This window comes from Bryobacter aggregatus MPL3 (genome assembly GCF_000702445.1).
Classification (GTDB): domain Bacteria; phylum Acidobacteriota; class Terriglobia; order Bryobacterales; family Bryobacteraceae; genus Bryobacter; species Bryobacter aggregatus.
Genome location: NZ_JNIF01000003.1, coordinates 4107244 through 4131845, shown reverse-complemented (window position 1 = coordinate 4131845; position 24602 = coordinate 4107244). Strand labels below are relative to the sequence as shown.

Genomic DNA, 24602 nt, shown 5'->3' with positions numbered 1-24602 from the left:
CCGCCTCTCGCCCCTTGCATTACACTACAGCGATGAGCCAGTTGCTGCGGTGCAAGTCGATCGACTCACTCATTCGCGAAAGCGAAGAGTCCAACCATAAACTCTCGAAGACTCTGGGCCTTTGGAGCCTGGTCGCGATGGGCATTGGTGCGGTGATCGGCTCCGGCATTTTCACCCTCACCGGCACCGCTGCCGCAGGCGTCACCATGAAGTACCAGAGCGTCCTCCACGCTCCTGTTCTCGATCTCCTCCGCTACGGTCCCGACGCCATTTCCACCATCGGCCGCCCTGGAGCCGGACCCGCCGTCGTCATCAGCTTTCTCCTCGTCGCCTTCGCCTGTGGCTTTGCCGCCCTCTGCTATGCCGAACTCGCCTCGATGATCCCCATCGCTGGCAGCACTTACACCTACGCCTACGCCACACTCGGCGAAGTCTTCGCCTGGATCATCGGCTGGGATCTCATCCTCGAATACGCCGTCTCCAACATGAGCGTCGCCGTCGGCTTCTCCGGTTATTTCAACGACATTCTCGACAATCTCCTCGGCGTCCGCCTCCCTCCCGAGTGGTCCGGCCCCGCCTTCCGCGGTGGGGAAATCACCGGAGCCTACTTCAACCTCCCCGCCCTCCTCATCATGATCCTCCTCACCTGGTTGCTCATCCGCGGCGTGCGCGAAAGCGCGAACGCCACCTCCCTCATGGTCGTCATCAAGGTCCTCGCCATCCTCGCCTTCGTCCTCGGAGCGGCCAATGCCATCGACCCCGCACACTGGGTTCCCTTCTCCCCCAATGGCACCACTGGAATCATCTCAGGCGCGGCCATCGTCTTCTTCGCCTACATCGGTTTCGATAGCGTCTCGACAGCGGCCGAAGAATGCAAGAACCCCAAGCGCGACATGCCCTGGGGCATCATCATCACTCTGCTCGTCTGCGCGCTCCTCTACGGCGCCGTCGCGCTCGTCCTCACCGGCATCGTCCCCTACACCACCCTCGGCACCACCGACGAACCGGTCGCCAAGGCGCTCAAGGACATTGGCTACAACCGGCTGCGCGTCTTCGTCAGCCTCGGCGCTCTCATCGGAATGTGGAGTTCGTTACTGGTCTTCCAGTACGGACAAGCCCGCATCTGGTTTGCGATGTCCCGCGACAAGCTGCTCCCCGGCCTCTTCAGCAAGGTCCACCCGAAGTTCCGCACCCCGCACGTCAGCACCTGGATCGCCGGCTTCGTCGTCGGCATCCCCGCCGGCATCTGGGACATCGCCACCTTCGCCGAACTCGCCAACATCGGCACCCTCGCCGCCTTCGCCAGCGTCTCGGCAGGTGTCATTATCCTGCGCCGCCGCCAGCCCGACCGCGCCCGTGGCTTCCGCGTTCCCCTCGTCCCCTGGGTCCCCGGTTTCTCGATTCTCTTCTGTCTGGTCCTGATGCTCGGTCTGCCGCTCCAGACCTGGATCGCCTTCTTCATCTGGCTCATCATCGGCCTTGCAATCTACTTCGCCTATTCCAAATCCCGCAGTTCGCTCGCCCAGGAGATCTAATGCTACGTCGCAACTTTCTCGCTTCTCTCGCCGCTCCCGCTCTGGCCCAGGCGAGCCTGCCCGATCGCATCCCCATCGGTTACAACACCTACTGTCTGCGCGGTCTGAAGATGACAGACCGCCAGCACTTCGACCAGGCCATTGCCTGGAATCTCGACGCGCTCTTCCTCCAGGATTCCCTCGACCCCGCCACCAACGACCCCGCACACTGGGCCGACATCAAAACCTGGGCGAAGGAAAGCAAGCTCCACATCGAAACCGGCGGCAGCGGCATCCTCCCCAAAACTCCCGATCAGTTCAATGCCGTCGTCGCAACGCTCCGCCGCAACATCGCGCGCGCCAAGGCCTGCGGCTCCCCCATCGTCCGCAGCCTCTTCGCCAGCTTCCGCAATGAGCTGCCCCTCCCCGACATCGAAGCGAATATGGAGCTTGGCATCAAGGTCCTCAGAACCGTCCGCCAGGAAGTCCTCGATGCCAATCTCAAGATCGCCATCGAAGTCCACAAAGACTTCCAGGCATGGGAACACAAGATCATCATCGAGCAGGCAGGCAAGGATTTCGTCGGCACCTATCTCGACACCGGCAACCCCGTCTTCACCCTCGAAGACCCGCTCCTCACGCTCGAAACCCTCGCCCCCTACGTCCTCACCTTCCACCTGCGCGACTCCGTCGTTTACAACCACCCCGACGGCATCGCCGTCCAATGGGTCCCCCTCGGCGAAGGCACCATCGATTTCAAACAGATCATCGCCCGTGCCCGCCAGCTCTTAAATCCTAGCGTCCACATCTTTATCAAACCGATCACAGGCCGCGCCCCCGCCATCCTGCCCGTCTACGACGACGCCTGGTGGGCGCGCTGGTATCCCAAGGCCCGCGCCCAAGAGTACGCCCGCTTCCTCGCTATCGCCAAACGCGGCAGGCCCTACGAAAAGACCGTGGTGCAGGAAGACGCCCCCGGACGCCCCACTCCACCTGTCTATCAGGCTGCGTTAGCCTACCAACAGAAGGAACATATGGAACGCAGCATCCGCTATGCCCGCCAGGAGTTGAACTTAGGTGTCCGCAGTTAAACTCATCTCGCTGTTCCTCCTGCTCGCCACGCTGGCAACCGCGCAGAGCCGCAAGGAGAAGAAGGAAAAGAAAGAGCCGCCCACGCAGGTTCTCGAGTTGCTCCCCGACCCGCCCGCGGCCATCCACGTCGAGAGTTCCCGGCTCGTCTTCTTCACCAGTCCGATGTCGGCAAAAGGCCTCCTCAGCCAGCAGGCCAAAGAAGCGCTCACCGCGCTCCGCAAGCAAACCCGTGGAGCCACCTTCGTCAAGCTGCGTGTCTTCGTGGCCGGACGTGGCGACGCCCGCCGCATCACGACCATCGTCAGTGAACAGTTCAACGATTGGAAACAGCCGCTCCCGGCTCTTTCGATTGTCCAGGTTGGCGCGCTGCCCCTCGACGGCGCGCAAGTCCTGATCGAGGCGATTGCCGAAGACCGCCGTCCGCAGAATTTCCACGGCATCGATTGGATCAGCTCACGCGAAGTCGTCAAAGCACTGGGCAATTCCGGCGATCCCAACGCAGTTCTCCCGCTACTCGAAGAAAGCCTCGCCAGTTTGAAAGGAGAACTGCTTGCCGTCTCCTGCTTCGTCAGCTCGCTCGATACCGCAGCGGCTCTCGATCAGGCGATCGCCACCCGTTTCCCCGCCGCCGCGCGCAGCCTCGTGCAAGTACAACGGGCCACCGGCAGTGGTCTCGCACGCTGCGAGGCGGCCAGCAGGCGCAGCAGTGGCGACGCCTCGCACCTGGTCCTCACAGGAACGCTGATTGGCTTCGGCAGTGGCAAATCGGACGCCGAACAGCTCGAAACCCGGCTCCTCAAACTACTCGAGGCGAACAGCGCCAAGCTGCTCATCAAACGGGTGTACGGCGTCAGCCGCGGTCTCGAAACTCACTTCGGCCCGCTCAGCGTGGTCGAAGGAGTGGGATCGAATGAAGCGACGGTTGCGCTCGAGGCAGTCGGCGTCCTGCAGAACTAACCGGCAACCAGCAATTCGCGGCGCACCTGCCGGCGGGCCCGGCGGCTGATCAAGTCCGCCACCTGTCCGAGCAATTCCGGAAGATCTTCAGGAGAAACCAGCACCGGGCGTTTCCCCGGCTCCTGTGCCACATCGGCATCGCTTTCGGAATCAAACACGGCCGTCGCGGGGCGATAGGTCATCGTATTCGCATGCGCAAGAATGCGGAATCCCGCATCGGGCGCTTCTAAATCCCGGCCACTCAGCACCAGGGAGTACTCTTCCGTATCCAGTTTCTCCATGGCTTCGGCAGCGCTGGCCGCCGCATCCACGTTATATCCACTAGCTTCTAATACGGTCTGCAAGGTCAATCGGGCCGTCGGATTATCATCAGCCAACAGTACGCGGGCCAGGCGCATGGGCTTTTTCGGGGCGAGTTGGAGGGTGAACGACATTTTCGACTTTTTTTTCGTTTGGAGCTCAAAGCTCTGCATACAGTATATGGATTTCGCAATGTTTTTCTAGGGGAAACTTCTGGCCGAAAGACAGTCCTGGCCAGACCATACTACTAGTACTAAGCAAACCATCCCCGTGCGCTGAGATACACTAGCCGCACATGGAATTCGTGGTTGCAGTTCTCGTCATTGCGATGATCGCCTGGGCAATCCGGATCAGCCTCCGTCCAGACGCGCAACTCTCCCCAGACCGCATCGCCCTCCTCGAACAACAAGTGGCCCAACTCACCCAGCGCATCTGGAACCTCGAACGCCACAACGGCATGCAAGCGCCACCCATTCCCCAAGCAGTTCCCCTTCCCATTCCGCCAACCTACGAAGAAGCGCCCCCAACTCCCATCGCCGCAGTAGAATTCACTCCCAACCTCCACTACGAAGAGCCGCCTCCCGACTTCTCCTGGGAATCCCGCCTCGGCGAAAACTGGCTGCTCAAACTCGGCGCACTCATCCTCATCATCGGGCTCGCCCTCTTGCCCACTTACTCCTTCGGTCTGCTCGGCCCGCTCGGCAGACTCCTCCTCGCGGTTTCCATCAGTCTCATCTTCCTCACCGGCGGCATCGTCGTCGAAAAGTGTTGGCAACACTTCAAACATTGGGCGCTCGGGCTCATCGCCATCGGCTGGGCCGGTCTCTATTTCACCGCCTTCGCCAGCCACGGCATCGAAGCCACCCACGTTATTGACAATCCCATCTACGGTCTCGCCGTCCTGCTCGCCGTCGCCACAGCGATGGTCGCCCACTCCCTGGTCTACCGCGACGAACGCGTTACCGGAGCCACCTTCTTCTTGGCCTACATCGCCTTCCTCATCCACCGCGATCTCCCCATCGTCCTGCCCGCAATGACCATCCTCGCCGTCGCTGCCTTGATCGTCAGTTGGCGTTTCGCCTGGCGATGGCTCGTCCTCGGCGACCTGCTCGTCACCTACGCCGCCTACCTCCTCATCCCCGGACACCCCCACCTCATCAACAACTTTGGCGACCCCACGCTCTGGCTCCTCTGGATCGTCTTTGAAGCCTACGACCTCTTCACCCAGGCCCGCGAGCGCGGCATCCCGGTCCTACCCCAACTCAATGCGATTGGCTTCGTCAGCGCCAGTCTGCTCGTGGGCGACCAATCAGAAACCCACTACGGCTACGTCCTCACCTGGGCCACCCTTGCCTTCGCCGCATCAGCCTTCGCACGCTGGCGCATGGGCCTCGGCAGCAAGGCGCAGAACGAGATCGACGAAGTCACCGGCAGCGGCCCCATCGCTTCGCTGTTGATCACCAACCTCACCCTCACTGCGGCGATCTTCTTCCGCTTCAAAGAACTCGGCCAGGCCTTCGGCATCCTGCTCCAGGCCCAATTCCTGTTCTGGTTAGGCACCAGGCAAAGCAAGAAGATCTTCACCTACTACAGCTATCTGCTCGATGCGACCTTCATCCTCGCCCTCCTCGCCCTTTCCTATGAAGGACGCGGCGACAGCGTCCCACACTGGGGCCCCATCAAGTTATGGGTTCTCTTAGGAGTCTTCGCGACGCTCGTCTACACGGCGGGCGGCATCTGGACCCGCCACAAGCTCGATGGCTTCTGCCGCATCGTCGCAGCGCTACTGGTCACGCTAATCTACCTCCACGATCCAGTCCCACAGCTCTGGCACGCCCTCATCTTCGCCCTGCCCTGCGCTCTGATCGCCAGATATTACCCGGCCCACCCGAGCCTTCCCATCGCGCCGCGCCTCACCCTGGCCCTGCCCATCCTCTTATACCTCGCCTTCACATCTGACCACGACACGCCCATTGGCCTCGTGCTCACGCTGCTCTACTTCGGCATGGCCAGGCTCGAAACCGATCTGCCGCTCTTCCGGCAACTCTACCTCACGGTTGCGGCAGCGATCCCCTTTTATCTCCTCTACTATCAAGCACCAGCGCAATGGCTAGCTCTTTCGCTGCTCGCCTACGCCGCCGCGCTACTCGCCATCCAGCCGCTCGGCATGGCGGCGCAAGGACTGGTCGCACTATGGCTCGCATGTGTCGCCTACCTTGCTGGCGATCTCAACAACAGCGCACGCCTCCGCACTGGCATCCCGCTCATCGCGATCCACGCACTACTCGGCGCGCGCAGTCACTTCGCTCCGCGAATGACCAAAGCGAGTCAATTCGCAACACCAATCTTCACCGCGCTCCTCATTGGCAAGCAACTGGAGCGCGAATGGATCTCGATTGGCTGGGGACTCGCCGGAGCGTCGATGCTCGGCATCGGCTTCTCCTTACAGCAGCGCTGGCTCCGCTTCAGCGGACTCGCCCTCTTCGGCCTCGGCATATTGAAGCTCTTCCTCTACGACCTCAGCGGTCTCACCGGCTTAGCCCGCATCCTCAGCTTCCTCATTTTGGGCCTGCTGTTGATCGCCGCCAGTTGGATCTACACCCGGTTCAAGGACCGCCTCGAAAAGCTGATCTAACTCAGGCAGAATGGGCCTGCGATACCAAAGACAAGTTCGAAAAGACTCCGCCAGTAGCCCGCGAGCGCCAAGGCATACACCTCAAGGCAGTACGAAGAGCGATTTTGCTCGACCTCAGTGTCGATCAATTCTTGTGTGGGTGGCCCGGATCAACGGCTCTCGATTGCCGACGCCCATGTGGCGCCAATACCTCATCGCTCCAGCCCCCGTTCCAATCAAAAAGGGGCAGCCGAAGCTGCCCCTCAGGATTCCCCATGAAGCGGATTCTAAACAAACACCCGATCAAAAATCTTCCCGACATTCTGCAACTGCCGCTCTGCCGAAAAGGTATGATCCAGTTGCGCGCTGCTCAGATACTTGGCAACATCCGCATCCGCACGCACCGCATCGCGGAAATCGGTCCCCGTATCCCAGCACTGCATCGCATGGCCCTGTGCCAGCTTATAGGCGGTCTCCCGCAACATCCCGGCCTCAGCCAGGTCCAGCAACAACTGGCCACTGAAAACGATCCCCAGCGTCGCATTGAAGTTCGCGAGCATCCGCTCCTCGTTCACCTTCAACCCATTCACCAGCCAGGCGGTCTTCGACAGCAGATAGTCCGTCAGAATCGTCGAATCCGGCAGAATCACCCGCTCCACCGAGCTATGTGAAATATCGCGTTCATGCCACAGCGCGATGTTCTCAAACGCCGCCTGCACATTGCCACGAACCACCCGAGCCAGCCCCGAAATCTGCTCACACACAATCGGATTCTTCTTATGCGGCATCGCGCTCGAACCCTTCTGTCCCGGCGCAAACGGCTCTTCCGCTTCCCTCACTTCGGTCCGCTGCAGATGCCGCACCTCAATGGCGATCTTATCGAGCGTCGAACAAATCAGCGCCAGCACGCTGATATAGTGCGCATGCAAGTCGCGCGACAACACCTGGCTCGACACCGGCGCAGCCTTCAGGCCCAGCCGCGCGCAAATCCTCTCTTCGCTCTCGGGCGTCAGATGCGCAAACGCGCCGACCGCGCCCGAAGTCTTACCCACCCGAATCTCTTCAGCCGCAGCCGCAAAACGAGCCGCATTACGCCGCAGCTCATCATAGAAATTCGCCAGCTTCAGCCCAAAGGTAATCGGCTCGGCATGCACACCATGAGTCCGGCCAATCTGAATCGTATCCTTATGCTCAAAGGCCCGCTTCTTCAGCGCTTCGAGCACCGTCTCCAGTCCGGCAGCAATGATCTTGCTGGCTTGCGCAATCTGCAAAGCTTGCGCGGTATCCACCACGTCATTGGAAGTGAGGCCATAATGCAGCCAGCGCGACTGCTCCGCCTCGCCCTTCTCCTTCATCCGTTCGGCGACAGCGGTCGTGAATGCGATCACGTCATGCTTCACTTCGCGCTCAATCTCGGCAATGCGAGCGACATCAAAACCCGCATGCGCGCGCAAAGAAGCGGCTGCTTCTTGTGGCACCAGGCCCAGTTCGGCCAGCGCTTCGGACGCCGCCAACTCCACCTCAAGCCACGACTGATACTTATTCTGTTCCGACCAGATGGCGCCCATCTCCGGGCGCGTATAACGTTGGATCATGTTCTCCCGCTAAAGTTCAAAAGTTACCGATTGTTTACGCGGCTCGGCGACCGTCAATTCCAGTTGGCCCAATCCGCGGCGCTCAATGGCCTGCGCCGCCACCATATGGGCCAGCGCCGGCACATTATTCTGCTCACTCAAATGCCCTAAGATCAAATGCCGGGTCCGCAGAGTCAAATCATCGAGGATGAACTGGCTCACCACATCGTTCGACAAATGCCCGCGCCGCGACATCACCCGTTGCTTCAGGCTCCACGGATAAGGCCCCACCTTCAACATCTCAAGATCGTGATTGCTCTCCAGCAGCAGCAGGTCACAATCCTGCAGATGGAAGCGGATCGAATCAGGCATATAACCCAAGTCCGTGCAAACTCCTACCTTGCGGCCCTCGCTCTGGAACACATAGCCCACCGGGTCCACCGCATCATGCGGCAGCGAAAACGACTGCACGGAAAAAGTCCCGATCTGCAGCAGCGAGCCCGCCGCAATCGGCTGAAAATATTGCTGCTCGGCCCCAGGCTCGAGCGAATTCGCGGTCGCCTGCGTCAGATACACCGGCTTCTTCAGCTTCTTCGCGATGGCGCCCAGCCCGGTGACATGGTCGCTATGCTCATGCGAAATCAAAATCGCGTCAATGCAATCGGGATCCACCCCGGCATTCTGCAAACGCAAAAAAGTCTCGCGGCGCGACAAACCGCAGTCCACCAGCAAATGCGTATGGCCGTCGGTAAGATAAGCCGAGTTTCCAGCGCTCGAGCTGGCAAGAATCAGAAATCGGAAGGAAGAAGACACTCAAAAAGCTACTTGAAAAGCCAGTCTAGCAGCTACGCCAATAATCCTTCAGCCTTCGTTGCCCCATCACCGGCGCAATACAATCCTGAGCAGCCGCAAAATGGAAGAATTCCAGCAGATCCGCCACCCGAGGATGGAAGGGACGCAACAGCCCCGCCGGCGTCCGCACCAGCCCGGCCGGAACCCGCGGCATCCAAACCTTCTTCCCATGGCTCTCGGCGATCACGCGATAGATCTCCTCGCGGGTCAGCACTTCAGGCCCCCCGCAATCCACGTCCGCAGGCCCCGCGTGCAGATGCCGCAGCAGCAAATCAGCAACATCTTGCGGATCAATCGGATTCATCCTCGCCTGGCCATCTCCGGACAAGGGCATGACGCCGCACCGGGCCAGCGGCACCAGATCCTGAAAAGAGCTGAACATCCGGGTCGGCCGGATCACCGTCGCGCTCAACGGAGCCGTCCGCAACAGACTCACAAAACGCTCATGCGCTCGCACGAAATGGGTATGCGCAGCGCGGCCTTCCAGGTGCACCCCCAGATAGACAAAACGATACACCCGCGCCCGCACCGCTTCCTCAAGCAGTGCCGCATGGATCACCGGATCGACATCCTCAAAACTCCGCCGCTCCCCCCGCCAAATAGAAACGCTCGCTCCGGCGCAGGACACCAGAATGCCACAACCCTGTGCCAGCCCATACGCCGCTTGCGGCTGCGTCAAATCCACCGCGCGCCCGCTAACTCCCCTCACTTCATGTCCCGCCGCCACCAACAGCCGATGGACGCGACGCCCTACCTGGCCGGCCATCCCGGCCAGCAAAATCTTCATATCCTATAAGCGTAAAAAGCGCCCCAGATATGTCGGATTTCGCTGAAAAATTGGAATTTCCCGATCCACGGCCCACTTTCCGTCCTCGCCCCGCAGCACCGCTCGCCCCCGCTTGAAGTCCGCTGGCTCTTTGGCCCAATTTAGACCCTTCGCATGCAGCAATTCATGCTTCTCCGGCTCACTCTTTCCCAGCAGCTCCGCATGCGAATAGTGAGCCGAAGCCAGCATATTCAAGCTATTGGCCGAGGCATCCAACTGCCGCCACAGAAAATATTTCGCCACCTCGCTCGCCTGCGGAATCACCAGCGCGCGGCAATCAAAACTAGCAATCTCCCGGCTCGCAAAGGCCCGCGCAAAAGCTCCGGTAAACACGCTTGCCGACACCGAAACAATCTTCTGCAGGTTGCCCTCGAACCACATCTTGCTCTTCTCCCGCTCAAAGTCGGTGAGCAGGAACGAATACTCGTCGCTCTGCCCATAGGCAAAGCGGCAACCGGTCATCTCTTCGCAAAGTGCCTGCGCGGCTGCGTCCAGGGCATCGGCCAGCGGCCGGCAATAGGGCCGCTCCAATCCGCGCGTGAACTGATGAAAGCTCCTCCCATCAATACGCAACACGACATGCGTCTGCCGTGGCAACTGGATGCGCAGCGCATCCTCGTAATACTGCTTGATCCGTTTTCCAATCTCGTCTTTCATGCGTTAGGGTAGGTGGGGATGCGCGTGGTTCTCGATACCAACATACTAATTTCCGCCTGCTGGAAGCCCGGTGGCCTCGAAGATCGCGTGCTGGAGCTCGGTTGCACAGGCCACTTCGACATCGCCACCAGTCCCCAGCTTTGGGCCGAATACCGCGAGGTCCTCCATCGCCCAAAGTTCGCCAAGCTCCGCACCCAGATCGACCATCTGCTCGCTCGTCTCGAAACCAAACATCTCCCGTTCCACCCGCAGATCACCCTCGCTGAAGCCCGCGATGAAGATGACAACCGCATCCTCGAATGTGCGCTGGCATCCCAAGCCAGCTACATCGTCACCGGCAACCTCAAGGACTTCCCCGCTCCCTGGGCTCACGCGCAAATCGTCAATTCCCGTCAATTCCTCGCCGCCCACAATTGGCTCGGCGCAGCTTAGAAACGGCAACGGCTCCGCCGAAGTCTCTCCTATCTATGGAGACTCTTCGCTATGCCGTCGTCGGCCTCGGTTGGATCGCGCAGGAATCGATCCTCCCCGCCTTTCAAAATGCCCAGAGCAGTGTCCTGGCCGCACTGGTCAGCAGCGATATCGCAAAGGCAGACGAACTCGGCAAACAGTACAGCGTCAGCCGTACTTGTACCTACGCCCAATATGACGAACTGCTCGCCAGCGGCGCCATCGATGCCGTCTACATCGGTCTTCCCAACAGCATGCACGGCGATTTCGCCGCCCGTGCCGCCCGCGCCGGAATCCACATCCTCTGCGAAAAGCCCATGGCGAGCACAGCCGAAGAGTGCGAAACCATGATCCACATTGCCGCGCGCAATCGCATCCGCCTCATGGTTGCCTACCGCCTTCATTTTGAACCGGCCAACCTCAAAGCAATCGAGATCATCCGCGACGGCATCATCGGCGAACCTCGCTTCTTCAGTTCTGTCTTCTCCCAGCAAGTCGAGCCGGGCAATATCCGTCTGAAGCGAGACTTGGGCGGCGGCCCCTTGATGGATCTGGGTGTCTATCCGGTCAATGCCGCCCGCTACCTCTTTGGCACCGAGCCAATCGAGGTGAGCGCAATCGGCGGGAGTTCTGAGGACTCGCGTTTCGACGAAGTCCACGAGATGGCCTCCGCCATCCTCCGTTTCCCCGGCGACCGCTTAGCCAGCTTCACCAGCAGCATGGGAGCATCGCCGTCAGACCACTATGAAGTCATCGGCACCAAAGGTTCTCTGCGATTGACGCCTGCCTTTTCCTACCACCAGCCGAAAACCCTCAAGGTCACCAGAGACGGGGAAACACGGGCCCAGCACTTCGACCGCATCGATCAGTTTGGCGCCGAACTCGACTACTTCACTCGCTGCGTCCTCAATCACGAGGAACCGGAGCCCTCCGGCCAGGAAGGGTGGGCCGACCTCCGGGTTGTCGATGCGCTCCTCCGGTCCATGCGCAGCCGCAAGACCGTTCGCCTCGAACCCTTCGAACGCGGAACACGGCCCACCCGGCGACAGGAATACGAAATGCCTCCTGTCGAAGCCGAAGAGATCGTCCACGCCCACCCGCCCAGCAAGTAGCGTTTTACTTCTCGAGCCGCCGCTGCTCCGCCGTGCCGTAATACAAGGCATTGAAGAACAGCTTGAAGGTCCCATGCGGTTGCGCCCGGAAGATCACCTCCGGCCCATACAGGAACAACTTCCCTTCTCCCACCTTGGCCTCCGCCACAGCGACGCCGCCCTCGAGATACTGCTGGCCCCAGGCCCAACCGCTGCGCAGCGGCTTACTGTTGTCAAACCAGGCGATTGGTTTCACATTCTGCAGGCCCGCATCCGGCTTCAGCTTGAACACCGGACTATCTTCAAAGAAAATATCCGCCTTCTTCTCCATGCCATAAGCCAGCGGATTCGTATTGTCGATCGCCACCTCCAGCACCGAACCCGGCACATAGAACTTCTCGTTCGGCAAGCGGCGCTCAGCTCCATTCGCCATCCGCTCCACCAACTGATCGCCCACCGGCAAGCCCAGCATCTGCGCCAGTCCGGTCGACGATCCGATCGTCAACACCGTCCCGCCGCTCTCGAGAAACTTCTTCAACTGCGGCACGGTCTTCTCCCGGGTCACACGGCCCTGGCGTTCCCGCCACTCCGCGGTCATCGTGCTCACATCCCCGCCGCCAGCGCCACCAAAACGTCCCCGTTCGCTAATCGCGCCAGTCACAAACACGAGCACATCAAACTTCGAGCGCAAATCCCCCTGATCGAGCGAGGGCGGATACACCAGCTCAAACGGAAACTGGTACTGCTCAAACAACCAGCGGGTCCAACCCGAGGCCATCGAACCACCAACGTTATCCCAAAGTCCGATCTTGATCGGCTTCAGTTTCAGCGCATCTCCCACCGGCTTCTGCGCCGCGGCCACAAAGGTCACATTGGTTTCTTTCGCAACAGCCGCCACCGTCTGCGCGGTCTTCGCCTGCGACGGCACATAAATCGTTCCCGCCTCGAACACCACATCGCCCACCCGCAGCGGATCCTTCAGCCAATACACGGCTTCGCCCGCAGCCAGCAGACGATTGACCGCCTTGAAACTATCGTTCACCTTGTGGCTCAAGAGATACCCTGCCGCGCCCGCGCCACTCACCTTGCCCTCGGGCAATTGGATCAAGCCCTCGATCTTCTCAAAGGGTCCATTGAAGTCATCGAGAATCCGGTCAAACTTCACGCCCATCTGATAAGCCAGCGTCCACCCGGCGCTGTCATAAGGCGCAATCGGCGGCCCGCCCGGATACCGGAAGTCGTTCGGATAATTCTGAGGCTCAAACATATCGATCAAATGCGGCCGGAAGGCCTGCGCCGCCCGGTACACAATCGACCCCTTCTTGTAGGTCTTCCCCGCCACCGTAAAGTCGGCAGTCGCCCGGTGCGCCGTGATCCCCATCCATTGCAAGGTCTGCGTAAACACCACGGCCGTATTGAAATCAGCCTGGTCCGCCGGCAGAATATAGCCGCGCGGATCGCGCAGCTCCGGCTTGATCAGTTCCTGATAATACTTCGCCGGCACCACTCCGCCGCCAACGCCCGTCGCCGGATCAATGCCGCCCCGGTCCGCGCCAATCCGCTCCTTCGCAATCTTCTCGTTCAGCGCATCGATTCTCGCTGGCGTCATCGTCCAGTGATCTTGCTTCCCGCGCTCGATCGAGTTCGTTCCCATCTTCCAGATGTTGTAAAGCAGATTGTCTTTGTGACGGGAAGCGTAATCAAGCACTGCCCGGTTCGCCGTCACCGAGTACTCAATCGACTGCCGGAAATGCCACTTCTCCTGCGGCGCAATCGGGTACGGGGTCGTCTTGCTCTGCAACTGGCGCGACGGCACAAACGGAATGTCAATCGGCGTCGGGTTTCCGGCTGACTCCGTCAACAAGCCAATCATGTTGTGATAGTAAGCCGTCGTCCGCAGCCCGCCGTTGTACCAAACTGAGAAGTTCGATCCCTCGCGTGTCGTAAATCCGGGCTTCCCTTCCACCGTAAAGCGGGCATGCATCGCCGCCCCCACCTGATCCACCCCAATCATCATCAACGGATCGTAAAAATAGCTCGCCGGATCGCGGAACGGCGGACAGAACAACACCGTTCCCGCCGGCCCCTGCTGGTGGTGGTTATACAGAATCTGCGGAATCCACTCAAGATAAAGCTGACGGTTGATATTCTGCGTCTCCTTCTGCGTGCTCATGAAAAAGTCGCGATTGTTGTCATGTCCGACATACTTCTGATACAGCCGTTCGGCCACATAGCGGCGCTTGGCCGGCTCCGGATTGCGCATGTAATTCGTACTCACCAGCTCCATCCCATCGGGATTCGCATGGACAAACAGAATCACCACATCGTTCAGAATCCGCAGCGTTTCCTCATCGCTACGCGAATTCATCTGGTAAATCATCTCGATCAACTGTGCGGCGCCCAACACCTCGGTGGCATGCAGCCCGCCATCGATCCACACCACCGCCTTGCCTTCTTTCGCCATCGCCTGGGCGGCTTCTTCGCTCACACCCTCAGCCGTCGCCATCTTGTGCGAAATCTCTTTCAACCTCGCTAGGTTCTTGATGTTTGCTGGCGACGAGACAATCGCCATGTACTGCTCACGGCCTTCTGCGGTCTTACCAATGCTGACAAGCTTCATGCGGTCAGATTCCTTGGCAAGCTTTTGAACGTACTTCTCAAATTGTGTATAAGTGGCGAGCATGTAGTCGTCGCCAATATGGAAACCGAACTCCTCCTTTGGAGTGGTAATCTTACGCTGAGCTTCTACAGGGAGGCACAGACCCAGGGCAAGCAGGCTCGGAAGGAGCCACTGTCGGAGATGCATATATCTCGCGATTGTCGCAAATTCATTTGCCGCTGCATCCCAAGACGAGGCTCACCCGGACTCGCGCAATGACCAGCCGCCCCATCACCGTACTCCTGCAGGAATTCGCTTCCGGCGACAAAGAAGCACTCGATCGCCTGATGCCGCTGGTCTATACGGAACTGAAGAAGTTGGCGAGCGGAGCCCTCCGCCGGGACCGAACCGGACACACCCTCCAGCCCACCGCTCTGGTCCACGAAGCCTACGCGCGGCTCATCGGACAAAACCAGCCGGACTACCGCAGCCGTGGCCATTTTCTTGGCGTCGCCGCCCGTCTCATGCGGCAAATCCTGACAGACCACGCGCGCGCCCGTCTGGCCGGCAAACGCGGTGCTGGGCAACAGCATCTCTCGCTCAACGAGGCGCTTGACGCCGCCTCCGCCCATCAACCCACGAACATCATCGCCCTCAACGACGCTCTCGATGCCCTCGAACGCCACGATCCGCAAAAGGCCCGCCTCATCGAAATGCGTTTCTTCGGAGGGCTCACCGCAGAAGAGTCCGCTGCAGTACTGGAGCTTTCCGTCGACAAAGTCCGCTCCGAGCTCCGCATTGCCCAAGCCTGGCTCCACCGCGAACTGAATCGCAAAAAATAATTCCCAATTTCCTACCCGTTTTTCCGCACTCCCATTGAAGCGATTTTCATTCGCTGATTTCTGGAGGGAATCATGACCACACGGATTTTGAAATTTCTCGGCCTATGCTGCGGCGCCAGCCTCAGCCTCTTCGCTCAAAACACCACCACCTGGGTATCTGCCACAGGCAACGACTCGAACAATTGCACACAAAGCTCTCCCTGCCTCACCATGCAGGCCGCCTATAACAAGACCAACGAATCGGGCTCCATCCACGCTCTCAGCGCTGGGAATTTCGGCTCCCTCAGCATCGCCAAATCCATCCGGCTCCAAGGCGTTCCCGGAGCCATCCTGCAGCAGCTTACGGTCACGGTCACCAGCGCCACCGTCGCGATTGAGGACATCACCATCGAGACTCCGCCCTCCAATGCGGCAGCCTTCACCGCCACGCTCACCAGTTCCTTGCTCGGCGTTTCTACCATCAGTCTCAGAAATGTCTCCATCAACACCCGGAACTCTGGCGTCACAGCCCGATTCCAGATCGACACCGGATCTAACGTCTATCTGAAGGACATCACCGTCTCTGGCGGCACGGTGGCATTGGCAGTCGAAGGAGTCAGTGGGGGCGGCAATACTTACCTCGATCATGTCTCTGCCTTTGGAGCCACCAAGGGTCTCTATCTCGAAAGCGTCACCGCGATGATCCGCAATTCGAACTTCCATCACAACACCTTGGGGATACAAGTCAGTTCCTTCGCCAGTTCTTCCAGCGTCCTGCTCAAGAACACCGACGTCAGCTCGAACGGCCAAGGCTTGGTCGTCAGCTTCCTGAACGTAAGGCCCACCAACATTCGGCTCGACGGTTCATCCTTCACGGAGAACGGAACCGGCATCTCCCCCGCAGACGCCAGTATCTACACCTTCCGCACCAACATCTTTGCTGGCAATGTCGTCGATGGAGCGCCCGCGCTGGCCGCCTCCCTGCGCTAGGAGAATCCCGATGAAAATCCACCACCTTCTTCTGGCCCTCAGCCTCAGTGCGCCGCTCCAGGCGGCGCTGCTCTACGATCAATCGCCGCCGAATCCGAACGCGATCGACATCACCAACTACCGGGTCGCCGACAACTTCATCCTCACCCAGAACTCCACCCTCAACACGATCGACTTCTGGTACCAGGCGCAGTTCGAGGACGATCTCAACTCCGTCACCTGGGCCCTCTATACCGATGCCTCGCAGTCCGTCGGGAACCTCATCGCCACCGCCACGGCCACCCCGGTCACCAGCGTCGACAGCAACGCTTTCCTCGCCACATTCTCGCTCGGCAGCATCACTCTCGCCGCTGGCAACTACTGGCTGGAACTGCACTCTGGCTCCACCCTCACCGACGGGTCAGGCTTCAGCGTCTATTGGTCCGCCACCAACGAGAACCCCTCGGCCCATGCGCGCTTCCAGCCAAGTGGAGTTCCCAACATCACAAGCGACAGTCCCGGCTTCCAGCAGATGGCCTTCCGGGTCCAGGGGACAACGCGCGGTGTCGAGCTCGATGACGCCGAACTCCCCGAACCGGCCACCTGCCTCAGCCTTGGCATCGGCCTGCTGGCAATCTCGGTATGGCGCCGAATTCGCTAACGTAGATACTCATGAGCGACGCGCGCTGGATCCGGGTGCAAAGTGCCTTTTTAGAAGCGGCGGAGTTGGCTCCTGACGCCCGCTCCGCCTTTCTCGACACCTTTTGCGAAGGCGACACCGAGTTGCGCGCCGACATCGAATCCTTGCTCGCCTCAGACAATTGGAGCACCGACGCCATCGCCGATGCGGTGCATGACGAAGCCGCCCTGCTGCTCGATGATCGCAACCTCACCGGCCAGCGCCTAGGTCCCTATCGCGTCCTCCATGAGATCGGCCGCGGCGGCATGGGTACGGTCTATCTCGCCGTTCGCGACGACGATCAGTTCCAAAAGCAGGTCGCCGTCAAGGTCGTCAAACGCGGCATGGACACCGCTGAAGTCCTCGCCCGCTTCCGTCACGAACGGCAGATTCTCGCCAACCTCGAGCACCCTTACATCGCCCGTCTTCTCGACGCTGGCACCACCCCCGACGCCCGTCCCTTCTTTATCCTCGAATACGTCGATGGCAAAAATATCGACGTCTACTGTCGCGAGCAGAAGCTCTCGCCCGCCGCCTGCTGCCGCCTCTTTCTGCGTGTCTGCGAGGCCGTCTCTTATGCCCATCGCAATCTCGTCGTGCACCGCGACCTCAAGCCTGGCAACATCCTGGTCAATGCCGATCACACCCCCAAGCTCCTCGACTTTGGGGTTGCCAAACTGCTCTCGAATGAAGGCGACGGCAGCACCACCGCACTGCCCCATCGCCCCTTCACCCCGGACTACGCCAGCCCGGAGTTGGTTCGTGGTCTCCCCGTCACCACGGCGGCCGACGTCTATGCGCTCGGGGCCGTTCTCTTTGAAATGCTCACCGGCCGCCGCGCCCAGTCCATTACCTCTTCCACTCCTTCCGAGGTGGAGCGCGCCGTTTGCGAAATCGAAGTCACCCGCCCCAGTTCCATTTCCTCCGGACTCAACGCCGACCTCGACAACATTGTCCTCATGGCGATGCGCAAGAATCCGGCACGCCGCTATTCCTCGGTCGATCTGCTCGCCGAAGACATCCAACGCTATCTCGATGGCAAACCCATCGCCGCCCGGCAGGATTCCTATCTCTACCGCAGTGCAAAGTTCCTGCGCCGCAATTGGCTTGAGGTCGGAGCGGCCACAGCTGTCATCCTCAGTCTGGTGGTCGGTCTCGCAATCTCCGTCGACCAATCCCGTCGAGCGAATGCCGCCACCCAGGCCGCTCTTGCCGAACGCCAGATCGCGCTCCAGGAGCGCAGCCGTGCCGAGCACCAATCAAAAGAAGCGATGGCCGCTCGCGAAGCCGAGGCCACTCAGCGCGGCATTGCAGACCAGCAACGCCTCCGTGCCGAACTCCGCGCCACAGACCTGTTACAACTCTCCAACCATTCTCTCTTTGAGATCCACGATTCCATCAAGGTTCTCCCCGGCGCCATCGCCGCCCGGCGCGCCATCGTCAAGAGTACCCTCGACTATCTCGCCCGTCTCGAAAAGGAAAGTACCGCCGATCCCCGCCTCCGCCTCACCCTCAGCGCCGCCTATTACCGCCTCGCCAACATCCAGGGCGATATCTTTGGCCCCAGCATCAACGATTTCGCCGGTGCCCGGGAAAGCCTTCTCCACGCAGAATCCCTCCTCCGCCCTCTCTATGAGAAAGCGCCGTCGGATCCACAACTCCTCCAGCGCTGGATTGAGATCGAATCCGCACTCGCGGAAAACACCAACCATATCGGCAACCGGGGAGTCGCCGAAGCATCCTACCTGAAGCTCCTCCCCCTCACCCATCGCCTCGCACAAATCTCTCCCGACGATCGCATCGCCAAAACGCACGAAGCCCACATCGAAAGCCGTCTCGTCTACGTCGTCAATCCAGACCAGTTCGCAGCCGCCCAACACCACGCCACCCGCATGGTGCAGCTCTACAGTGAACTCGTCCGTCGTTTCCCCAATCAGCTCGAACTGAAACAACACTACGGCGGCGGCCTTGCCACCTTCGGCAACCACGCCATGCGCACTGGCAATCTCGAAGTCGCGGCAGACGCCTACCGTCAGGCCATTGAAATCCGCGAAACCCTGCTCGCCGCAGACCCCAACAATGCCGTCTCCAAGCGCAGCCTACTCGTGAACTACGGCAACTACGCCACCGTCCTCGGCCTCGCCTGGATGCCGAACCTCGGGCGTTACGCCGATTCCCGCGCCTACAGTCAGAAAGCCGTCACCCTCGCGCGCGAACTCGTTCAATCCGACGCCCAGGACACCAATGCCCGCTACGATCTCGCCATGTGCCTCTCGCGTCTCGGCATGGTCCAGCCCGACCCGGGAGGCGAAAGCTCTTCTCTGGCCAGCCTCAGCGAAGCCATTGCGCTCATCGAACCGATCTACGCCGCAAACCCCAAATCCACTCCCGTCGCAGCCCAGCTCTCCATGGCCCGCGAATACGCTGGACATCGCCTCCGTGCTCTTGGCCGCATCGACGAAGCGATCCGCCAATACCAGCAGGCCATCGCCGATGCCGAAGGAGCGATGAGCGGCGGCAGTGGTAGTCTCACCGTCCAGGCCTTCGTCACCGAAGAAGCGCTCGCCGATCTTTACGCCACCCGTAAGGACAGCACCACCGCACTCGATTTCTCCCGCCGCGCCATCGCCCGCGCAGAAGCCTTCTTCCGTTCCGACCCGAATTCCGAACCCCGCGCCGCACACCTCGCCCGTGCCTACGCCGAACTCTCGGCCATTCACCGCAGCTTCGGGCAACACGGCGAAGCGCGCGAGGCGGCCCAACATGCCCTCACCCTCTGGGCTCCCGTACGCAATGCTGCCGCTATGTTCTCCCACCGGAAAATCGCGCAGGAGACTCGCGATTACCTAAACACCACCACCGCGCAGTCGCCTCGTTAAACGCCGCCCCCGCTCCCGCACCGCTTCCATCGTCGTCAAATCCATCTGGTATTGGCAAAATCGCATGAGGCGCGGCAGATTCCAATACGACGCACCTGTTCGCCCATAGCGGTAAAGCGTACTCGCCACAAAGACATGCGGTCCACTCTCATACCAGTCCGTCGTCTCACGCCGAAACTCGATCTGCTTCCAGAACGAGGTCTGACCAAACTCCAGCACCGGCACATCCAAGCCAAACTGCTCCCGCAGACAAGCCAGCGCCGCGCTTACATACGGTTCCACACCGTAATGAACACTCAGTTCCGAAATCCGTCCAAAGTCAACGGGACACCCCGACTGCAAGATCCACACCGCATCGGCCACCCACCGCGATGCCGGCGATGGGTTGTACAAGATCCCATGGATCAAAGTATGAAAGAAGTGATCCGTGGTGCAGAGCGTCCAGAACTCGCCCCCCTTCAACGGAAACGCTTCCACCTTCTCCCGCACCGGGCCATCGATCCCCGGTCTGGACCCCAGATAGGACATCCGCCAATGGATGTCGAACTCCACCCCGCCCGGATGCCGAAAGCCTGCCCCATGCCGGAAGGTCGTAAACTCCGCATCCAGCCGCAACGGCGTCGGATGTAGATCAATCTCACAGCCCTGCTGCATCAGAAAATCGATCACATCGATCGCCCGCTCTTCCTCCACCAGAACATCCAGGTCATGCATCGCCCGCAACCCAAAATCCCGATAATAAAGCGAGGCGAGCGGCGCACCCTTCAACAACACCACACGCCCAAATCGTTCCTGCAACTCCCGCAATACCGGAACACCGCGATACACCCGCTGCTCCCCTTCGAGCCAAAGCTTCTTCCGAATCCCCTTGATCCGGCTGAGTTCGCTGCCCGCATACCCCACTTCCACCAGATGCGCATGCACCAAGGGCAACAAACGGTAAGAAGCCCCTGGCACATGCTCCAGTTGCGTTGCGGCATACCACTCCTGCCAAGCCTTGATCGCCCGGACCTTCGGTGCAAGTGCGGCTTCGAGCAGGAGAACGTCCAGCATTAAACTTTACGCCTCCGATCGAGCGAATCCTTCAACACGCGCAAGTACTCTCGTGCCAGTGCGGGCTTCGCTCCCATCATGCTGTCCGAACGCTGCCGGCGCTCCGCCAACACATCGGGTAGAATCACCGATTTCAGCCCCGCCTCCACCGCTCGCGCATACCAATCCACAAACTCGCCAGCCTTCAGTTCCGGCCGGTACAACCCGGCACGCTCATACACACTGCGCCGCGCCAGCAACCCCGTCGCATTGACGCCCGGCTGCTGCCCCAAAACCACTCCCGTCGCATCCACCACCTGCTCCACCTGTCCAAAAACCAGTTCCGGATAAGGCGCTTTCGTCAGCGCCGCCCACTGCTTCTCGAGCTTGTCTGGACGCCACACATCGTCGCTATCGAGCAGCCCGATCTGGTTTCCCACAGAGGCCAGAATGCCGGTATTCCGGGCTGCCCCAACTCCTCCATTCGGCTGCACCAACAACCGCACCCGCTCGCCAAAACTGCGCGCAACCGCTGCCGTTCCATCGCTCGATCCATCATCGACAACAATCACCTCGAGCGGCGCCAGCGTCTGCCCCAGCGCGCTCTCAATCGCACGCCCCAGCGTCTTCTCTGCGTTGTAAGCCGGAATCACCACCGAGATCATCGCGGTCGCAAACTCATCAAGGCTTTTCCAGGTTCGTAAGGCCCCTATACCAGCCGCCTTCCGGCGCGCTAGACTTTTCCGCAGAACCGCAACAAGATTCATCGATTGCTGCGTCATCCCGGTCGTCATATTCTGGCCATGGATCCGGTATTCCATCACCTGATCGCGCAGGGTCAGAATCGGCTCGCCAGATTCAAGCACCCGCATGAAGAAGTCCTGATCCTCGCCGTAGATCAAGCCCTCATCGATCGGCCCCAACTGCTCCAGATAGGATTTACGAAAGAGTCCCGCGCCAAACAGATACATCGGAACCAAATCCTCGTCGGTTTCATAGCGCAGTCTGGGCAACACCCCTTCGCCCATCGCCACCCACCGCGCCCGCCCCAACACCCCCTGGAGATGTGGCTGTGCCAACAAGCGCGCGGTCTGCACCCGCGTCTTGTAGGGAGTCCAAACGTCATCGGCATCGAGAAACGCAACAAACTCCCCTTGCGCCCGCTCAATCCCCAAATTGCGTGCCGCTCCCGGTCCGGTCTTTCCCTCCAGCGTGAGGAGTTTCGTTCGCGGATGCCGTCTGGCGATCTCCGCCGTGCCATCCGTCGAGTGATCGTCGATGACGAGAATCTCAAAATCTTCATGACCCTGCTCATCGACACTCGCCAAGGCCACCGGAAGAAATCGCTCCGCATTCTTGGCCGGAATCACAACCGAAATCATGCGCGCCTCCCCAGTAACCCACAAATAGCGTCCGGAATCTGTTCGAGTTCAGTCCCCGCTTCCAGCCAATACGCTGGAACCGCTCGCACCACCCGCGACACCTTCCGCATGATTCCCATCGAATCACCATTGAGATGAAACACGGAGGTCGGCGCCAATGCCTGCATCGCTTCCCCCGCCGTTGCTGGAACAATCCGCGTCCGCTTCTCCCCCGTCACCCGCGGTAACAGAATCGCCCGAATCGGAAACCCTCGTGACACCCGCTCGGCCGCCTGCTCGTTCACATAGACAACGGCCTTCTGTTCGCCCAACTCCTCCGGATTCACCACCCAATCCCGCAACCACGGCAAGCGATGCAAATTGTCCGGCACCACCTTCGCCGTCGCATACAAGCTATGCACCCAAGGCTCTTCGCCTTCATGATCGAGCAAAACGTAATCATCCCCCGCATAGAGCAAAGGCGAATGCAAACAGCTCAAGGTCGACGTCGATTTCCCAGACCCGCTCTTTCCCGCCAACAACACCCCGCCATCGGCAAAGCCCACCGCGCCCGCATGCACCGGCTGCAACGCTCGCTTCTCCATGCCCCAATGAATCAATTGCCGGAAAGGAAAGGTCTGCTCCCACCAAGGCACAAACTTGCGATTCTGCGTCCAATACAGCGCACAGCCGCTCTCCAGATCCATCAAATGCAACAGATGCTGACTCTGGATATAGTGCGCCCGGTAACGGCCCTGGCCCCAGCCCCGAATCGCCCCATTCGCCAGATAGGAATCCTGGTCCCAAGGAGGCGGATGCATCGCAACCCCGGTCGAAGCCGAATCGAAACAAGTAACGCTTACCGTCGCGGTGGAATCAGGCACCGTCAGATGGGCCATTGCCCGTGTCAGATGCGAAACTAAGGCCTCGCCCGCAAACCGCGCACGAAGTCGTTGTTTTCCCAGAGCAAATACCTGCTCTAGCTTCCCCGTATTTTCGGTTGCCGAATCTGCGAGTGCGATACAGGATGAAAAGTATCGCTCCTGGCTCATTGGGGTCGCGGAGCCGGCCACCCCGTCTCGTCCACATCGTGCACAGGATCAAGCAACAGAAGATCCTGCATGTCGGTGTACTTTTCCAACGCCGGAGCCTGATAAGTAGAGAACGGAATCGACTTCACGGTCTCCGCCGCACTGCGCGGTTCCACCCGAATCAAACCCTCGGCCAGCAACTCGGCAAAGAACTTCTCCAGATCTTCTTGCAACGACACAACTTCAGGAAACTGAACGGTCCAGGCCGCACAGATCGCTTCCGCGCTCTGGCCCTCCGTTATGCGAATCCAGGCATCGGCAGCACTGTCTCGCAAAGAAAAGTAAGTCCCAATTTCGAGGTTGACAACGATGACCTCAGTCTCAAAACTCTCCTCGATCGCCTGGGGAGCATTGACCGCATACGTGTCACTGTACTTCATGGTGGATGGTTACCGATAGATTACAGCATCCACCCGCAGAAAACACTCCGTTAAAGCACTAGACGTCGTGCCCAGATATTGCGATATCGTACTGGTACATCGTGGTCCTGCAACGACAGCGGCAACTCCGGCGCATGCGCCTGGTAGGTCCCCACCACCCGGTGCGCCACACGGCCAATCACCTCTTTGCGATGCTGGACCAGAATCCCGTTTAACATCACCGTCACATAAGCGGGCTTCGCCAGATCCGGCCCCACAAATTTCGGCGCTTCCCAGATGATGTCATAGGAATTCCACTCCCCCGGCTTCCGGACTGCGTTCACCAACGGCGGATACTGTCCATACACCGCGCCAGCCTGCCCATCGGCATAGGTCGGGTTGTTGTAGCTATCCAGTACCTGGATCTCGTAATTCCCCATGATCAGAATTCCCGAATTCGCACGCCACTGCGAGTCTCCCGAGATCTCCGTTGGCGGCGACCACTCGACGTGCAACTGCACATCGCCAAAACTCTCCTTCGTCTGGGCATCGCCCGCCCCCGGCACCACTTCCATCGTTCCGTTCTCGAGCTTCCAGGACTGGCGCGGTCTGCCCGTCTTCCCCCGGAAAGTCCACTGCGAAAGATCGCTCCCATCAAACAGAACGATCGCATCCGACGGCGCTCCACCCACCACATTCGCAGGCGTCACCACAGGCGGCTTCGGACGATCGATATCGTGAACCTTCCAACGCTGAAATGGAATAATGGGCGTATCGCTATACCCGGTCGCCTGGTTGAAACGTTTAGGGTCTTTCGCTTGTTGTGCAAACGCAGCCGTACTGGCAAAAATCGTGCTGAAAAGGGAACGTCGATTCATCGGCTCA

Annotated in this window: 21 protein-coding genes; 10 read left to right on the top strand and 11 right to left on the bottom strand. The window is 60.0% G+C overall.

The window, feature by feature from the left end; genetic code table 11:
- The first annotated feature begins 32 nt into the window (after positions 1-32).
- The 3 genes from M017_RS0119115 to M017_RS0119105 are packed head-to-tail and all read left to right on the top strand — an operon-like array spanning position 33 to position 3563.
- Positions 33-1535, top strand: a complete 1503-nt coding sequence (locus tag M017_RS0119115; protein WP_031499762.1) for an amino acid permease — start codon at positions 33-35, stop codon at positions 1533-1535.
- Positions 1535-2605, top strand: coding sequence for a sugar phosphate isomerase/epimerase family protein (locus M017_RS0119110; protein ID WP_031499761.1), 1071 nt, complete (start codon positions 1535-1537; stop codon positions 2603-2605). Before M017_RS0119115 ends, M017_RS0119110 begins: the two co-directional genes overlap by 1 nt.
- Positions 2592-3563: a RidA family protein gene (locus M017_RS0119105; RefSeq protein WP_031499760.1), complete on the top strand. Its 972-nt coding sequence runs from the start codon at positions 2592-2594 to the stop codon at positions 3561-3563. Before M017_RS0119110 ends, M017_RS0119105 begins: the two co-directional genes overlap by 14 nt.
- Here the strand turns inward: M017_RS0119105 and M017_RS27980 are convergent.
- Entirely contained in the window at positions 3560-3997 is a 438-nt protein-coding gene (locus M017_RS27980; protein ID WP_162179980.1) for a response regulator, read from the bottom strand. The two genes, M017_RS0119105 and M017_RS27980, sit on opposite strands and share 4 nt — an antisense overlap.
- Before the next feature lie 161 nt (positions 3998-4158).
- On the opposite strand from M017_RS27980, the gene M017_RS0119095 reads away from it, so the two are divergent.
- Positions 4159-6498: a DUF2339 domain-containing protein gene (locus M017_RS0119095; protein WP_031499758.1), complete on the top strand. Its 2340-nt coding sequence runs from the start codon at positions 4159-4161 to the stop codon at positions 6496-6498.
- Between the two features lie 266 nt (positions 6499-6764).
- On the opposite strand, the gene purB is transcribed toward M017_RS0119095, so the two are convergent.
- From purB to M017_RS0119075, 4 genes are read right to left on the bottom strand one after another with little or no spacing between them, the layout of a single operon-like run.
- Positions 6765-8072, bottom strand: coding sequence for an adenylosuccinate lyase (purB, locus tag M017_RS0119090; protein ID WP_031499757.1), 1308 nt, complete (start codon positions 8070-8072; stop codon positions 6765-6767).
- 9 nt (positions 8073-8081) lie between these two features.
- Positions 8082-8864 carry an MBL fold metallo-hydrolase gene (locus M017_RS0119085; protein ID WP_035957877.1) on the bottom strand — a complete coding sequence of 261 codons (783 nt, stop codon included), beginning with the start codon at positions 8862-8864 and terminating at the stop codon, positions 8082-8084.
- A gap of 25 nt (positions 8865-8889) precedes the next feature.
- Positions 8890-9690 (bottom strand): SDR family oxidoreductase, encoded by an 801-nt coding sequence (locus tag M017_RS0119080; protein ID WP_031499755.1) that lies wholly within the window; start codon positions 9688-9690, stop codon positions 8890-8892.
- A 3-nt stretch (positions 9691-9693) separates the two neighbouring features.
- A complete protein-coding gene (locus M017_RS0119075) occupies positions 9694-10386 on the bottom strand; it encodes a tRNA(His) guanylyltransferase Thg1 family protein (RefSeq protein ID WP_031499754.1) in 693 nt (230 codons plus the stop codon).
- 18 nt (positions 10387-10404) lie between these two features.
- On the opposite strand from M017_RS0119075, the gene M017_RS26895 reads away from it, so the two are divergent.
- A complete protein-coding gene (locus M017_RS26895; RefSeq protein WP_035957876.1) occupies positions 10405-10818 on the top strand; it encodes a putative toxin-antitoxin system toxin component, PIN family in 414 nt (137 codons plus the stop codon).
- Between the two features lie 35 nt (positions 10819-10853).
- Positions 10854-11948 (top strand): Gfo/Idh/MocA family protein, encoded by a 1095-nt coding sequence (locus M017_RS0119065; RefSeq protein WP_031499752.1) that lies wholly within the window; start codon positions 10854-10856, stop codon positions 11946-11948.
- A gap of 4 nt (positions 11949-11952) precedes the next feature.
- Here the strand turns inward: M017_RS0119065 and M017_RS0119060 are convergent, their stop codons facing one another.
- The gene (locus M017_RS0119060; protein WP_031499751.1) at positions 11953-14733 is read right to left on the bottom strand and encodes a M14 family metallopeptidase; all 2781 of its coding nucleotides are present in this window, start codon (positions 14731-14733) and stop codon (positions 11953-11955) included.
- 11 nt (positions 14734-14744) lie between these two features.
- On the opposite strand from M017_RS0119060, the gene M017_RS0119055 reads away from it, so the two are divergent.
- The 4 genes from M017_RS0119055 to M017_RS27975 all read left to right on the top strand — a co-directional run bounded on the left by M017_RS0119055 (position 14745) and on the right by M017_RS27975 (position 19874).
- Positions 14745-15368, top strand: coding sequence for a sigma-70 family RNA polymerase sigma factor (locus M017_RS0119055; protein WP_238325947.1), 624 nt, complete (start codon positions 14745-14747; stop codon positions 15366-15368).
- A gap of 72 nt (positions 15369-15440) precedes the next feature.
- Complete coding sequence (locus M017_RS0119050) at positions 15441-16337, top strand: right-handed parallel beta-helix repeat-containing protein (protein WP_031499749.1); 897 nt, start codon at positions 15441-15443, stop codon at positions 16335-16337.
- 10 nt (positions 16338-16347) lie between these two features.
- Positions 16348-16977 (top strand): PEP-CTERM sorting domain-containing protein, encoded by a 630-nt coding sequence (locus M017_RS0119045; RefSeq protein ID WP_031499748.1) that lies wholly within the window; start codon positions 16348-16350, stop codon positions 16975-16977.
- An 11-nt stretch (positions 16978-16988) separates the two neighbouring features.
- Complete coding sequence (locus M017_RS27975; protein ID WP_051670495.1) at positions 16989-19874, top strand: serine/threonine protein kinase; 2886 nt, start codon at positions 16989-16991, stop codon at positions 19872-19874.
- Here the strand turns inward: M017_RS27975 and M017_RS0119035 are convergent.
- From M017_RS0119035 to M017_RS0119015, 5 genes are all read right to left on the bottom strand, one after another.
- A complete protein-coding gene (locus tag M017_RS0119035) occupies positions 19842-20927 on the bottom strand; it encodes a nucleotidyltransferase family protein (RefSeq protein ID WP_031499746.1) in 1086 nt (361 codons plus the stop codon). The two genes, M017_RS27975 and M017_RS0119035, sit on opposite strands and share 33 nt — an antisense overlap.
- The gene (locus M017_RS27970) at positions 20927-22288 is read right to left on the bottom strand and encodes a glycosyltransferase family 2 protein (RefSeq protein ID WP_051670494.1); all 1362 of its coding nucleotides are present in this window, start codon (positions 22286-22288) and stop codon (positions 20927-20929) included. The genes M017_RS0119035 and M017_RS27970 overlap by 1 nt, the downstream gene beginning before the upstream one ends.
- Entirely contained in the window at positions 22285-23166 is an 882-nt protein-coding gene (locus M017_RS0119025) for a phosphoenolpyruvate carboxykinase (ATP) (RefSeq protein WP_155121496.1), read from the bottom strand. The genes M017_RS27970 and M017_RS0119025 overlap by 4 nt, the downstream gene beginning before the upstream one ends.
- A gap of 149 nt (positions 23167-23315) precedes the next feature.
- On the bottom strand, positions 23316-23738 hold the full coding sequence (locus M017_RS0119020; RefSeq protein ID WP_031499743.1) for a PqqD family protein: 423 nt from the start codon (positions 23736-23738) through the stop codon (positions 23316-23318).
- 50 nt (positions 23739-23788) lie between these two features.
- Positions 23789-24595 (bottom strand): 3-keto-disaccharide hydrolase, encoded by an 807-nt coding sequence (locus M017_RS0119015; RefSeq protein WP_031499742.1) that lies wholly within the window; start codon positions 24593-24595, stop codon positions 23789-23791.
- Positions 24596-24602 lie beyond the last annotated feature (7 nt).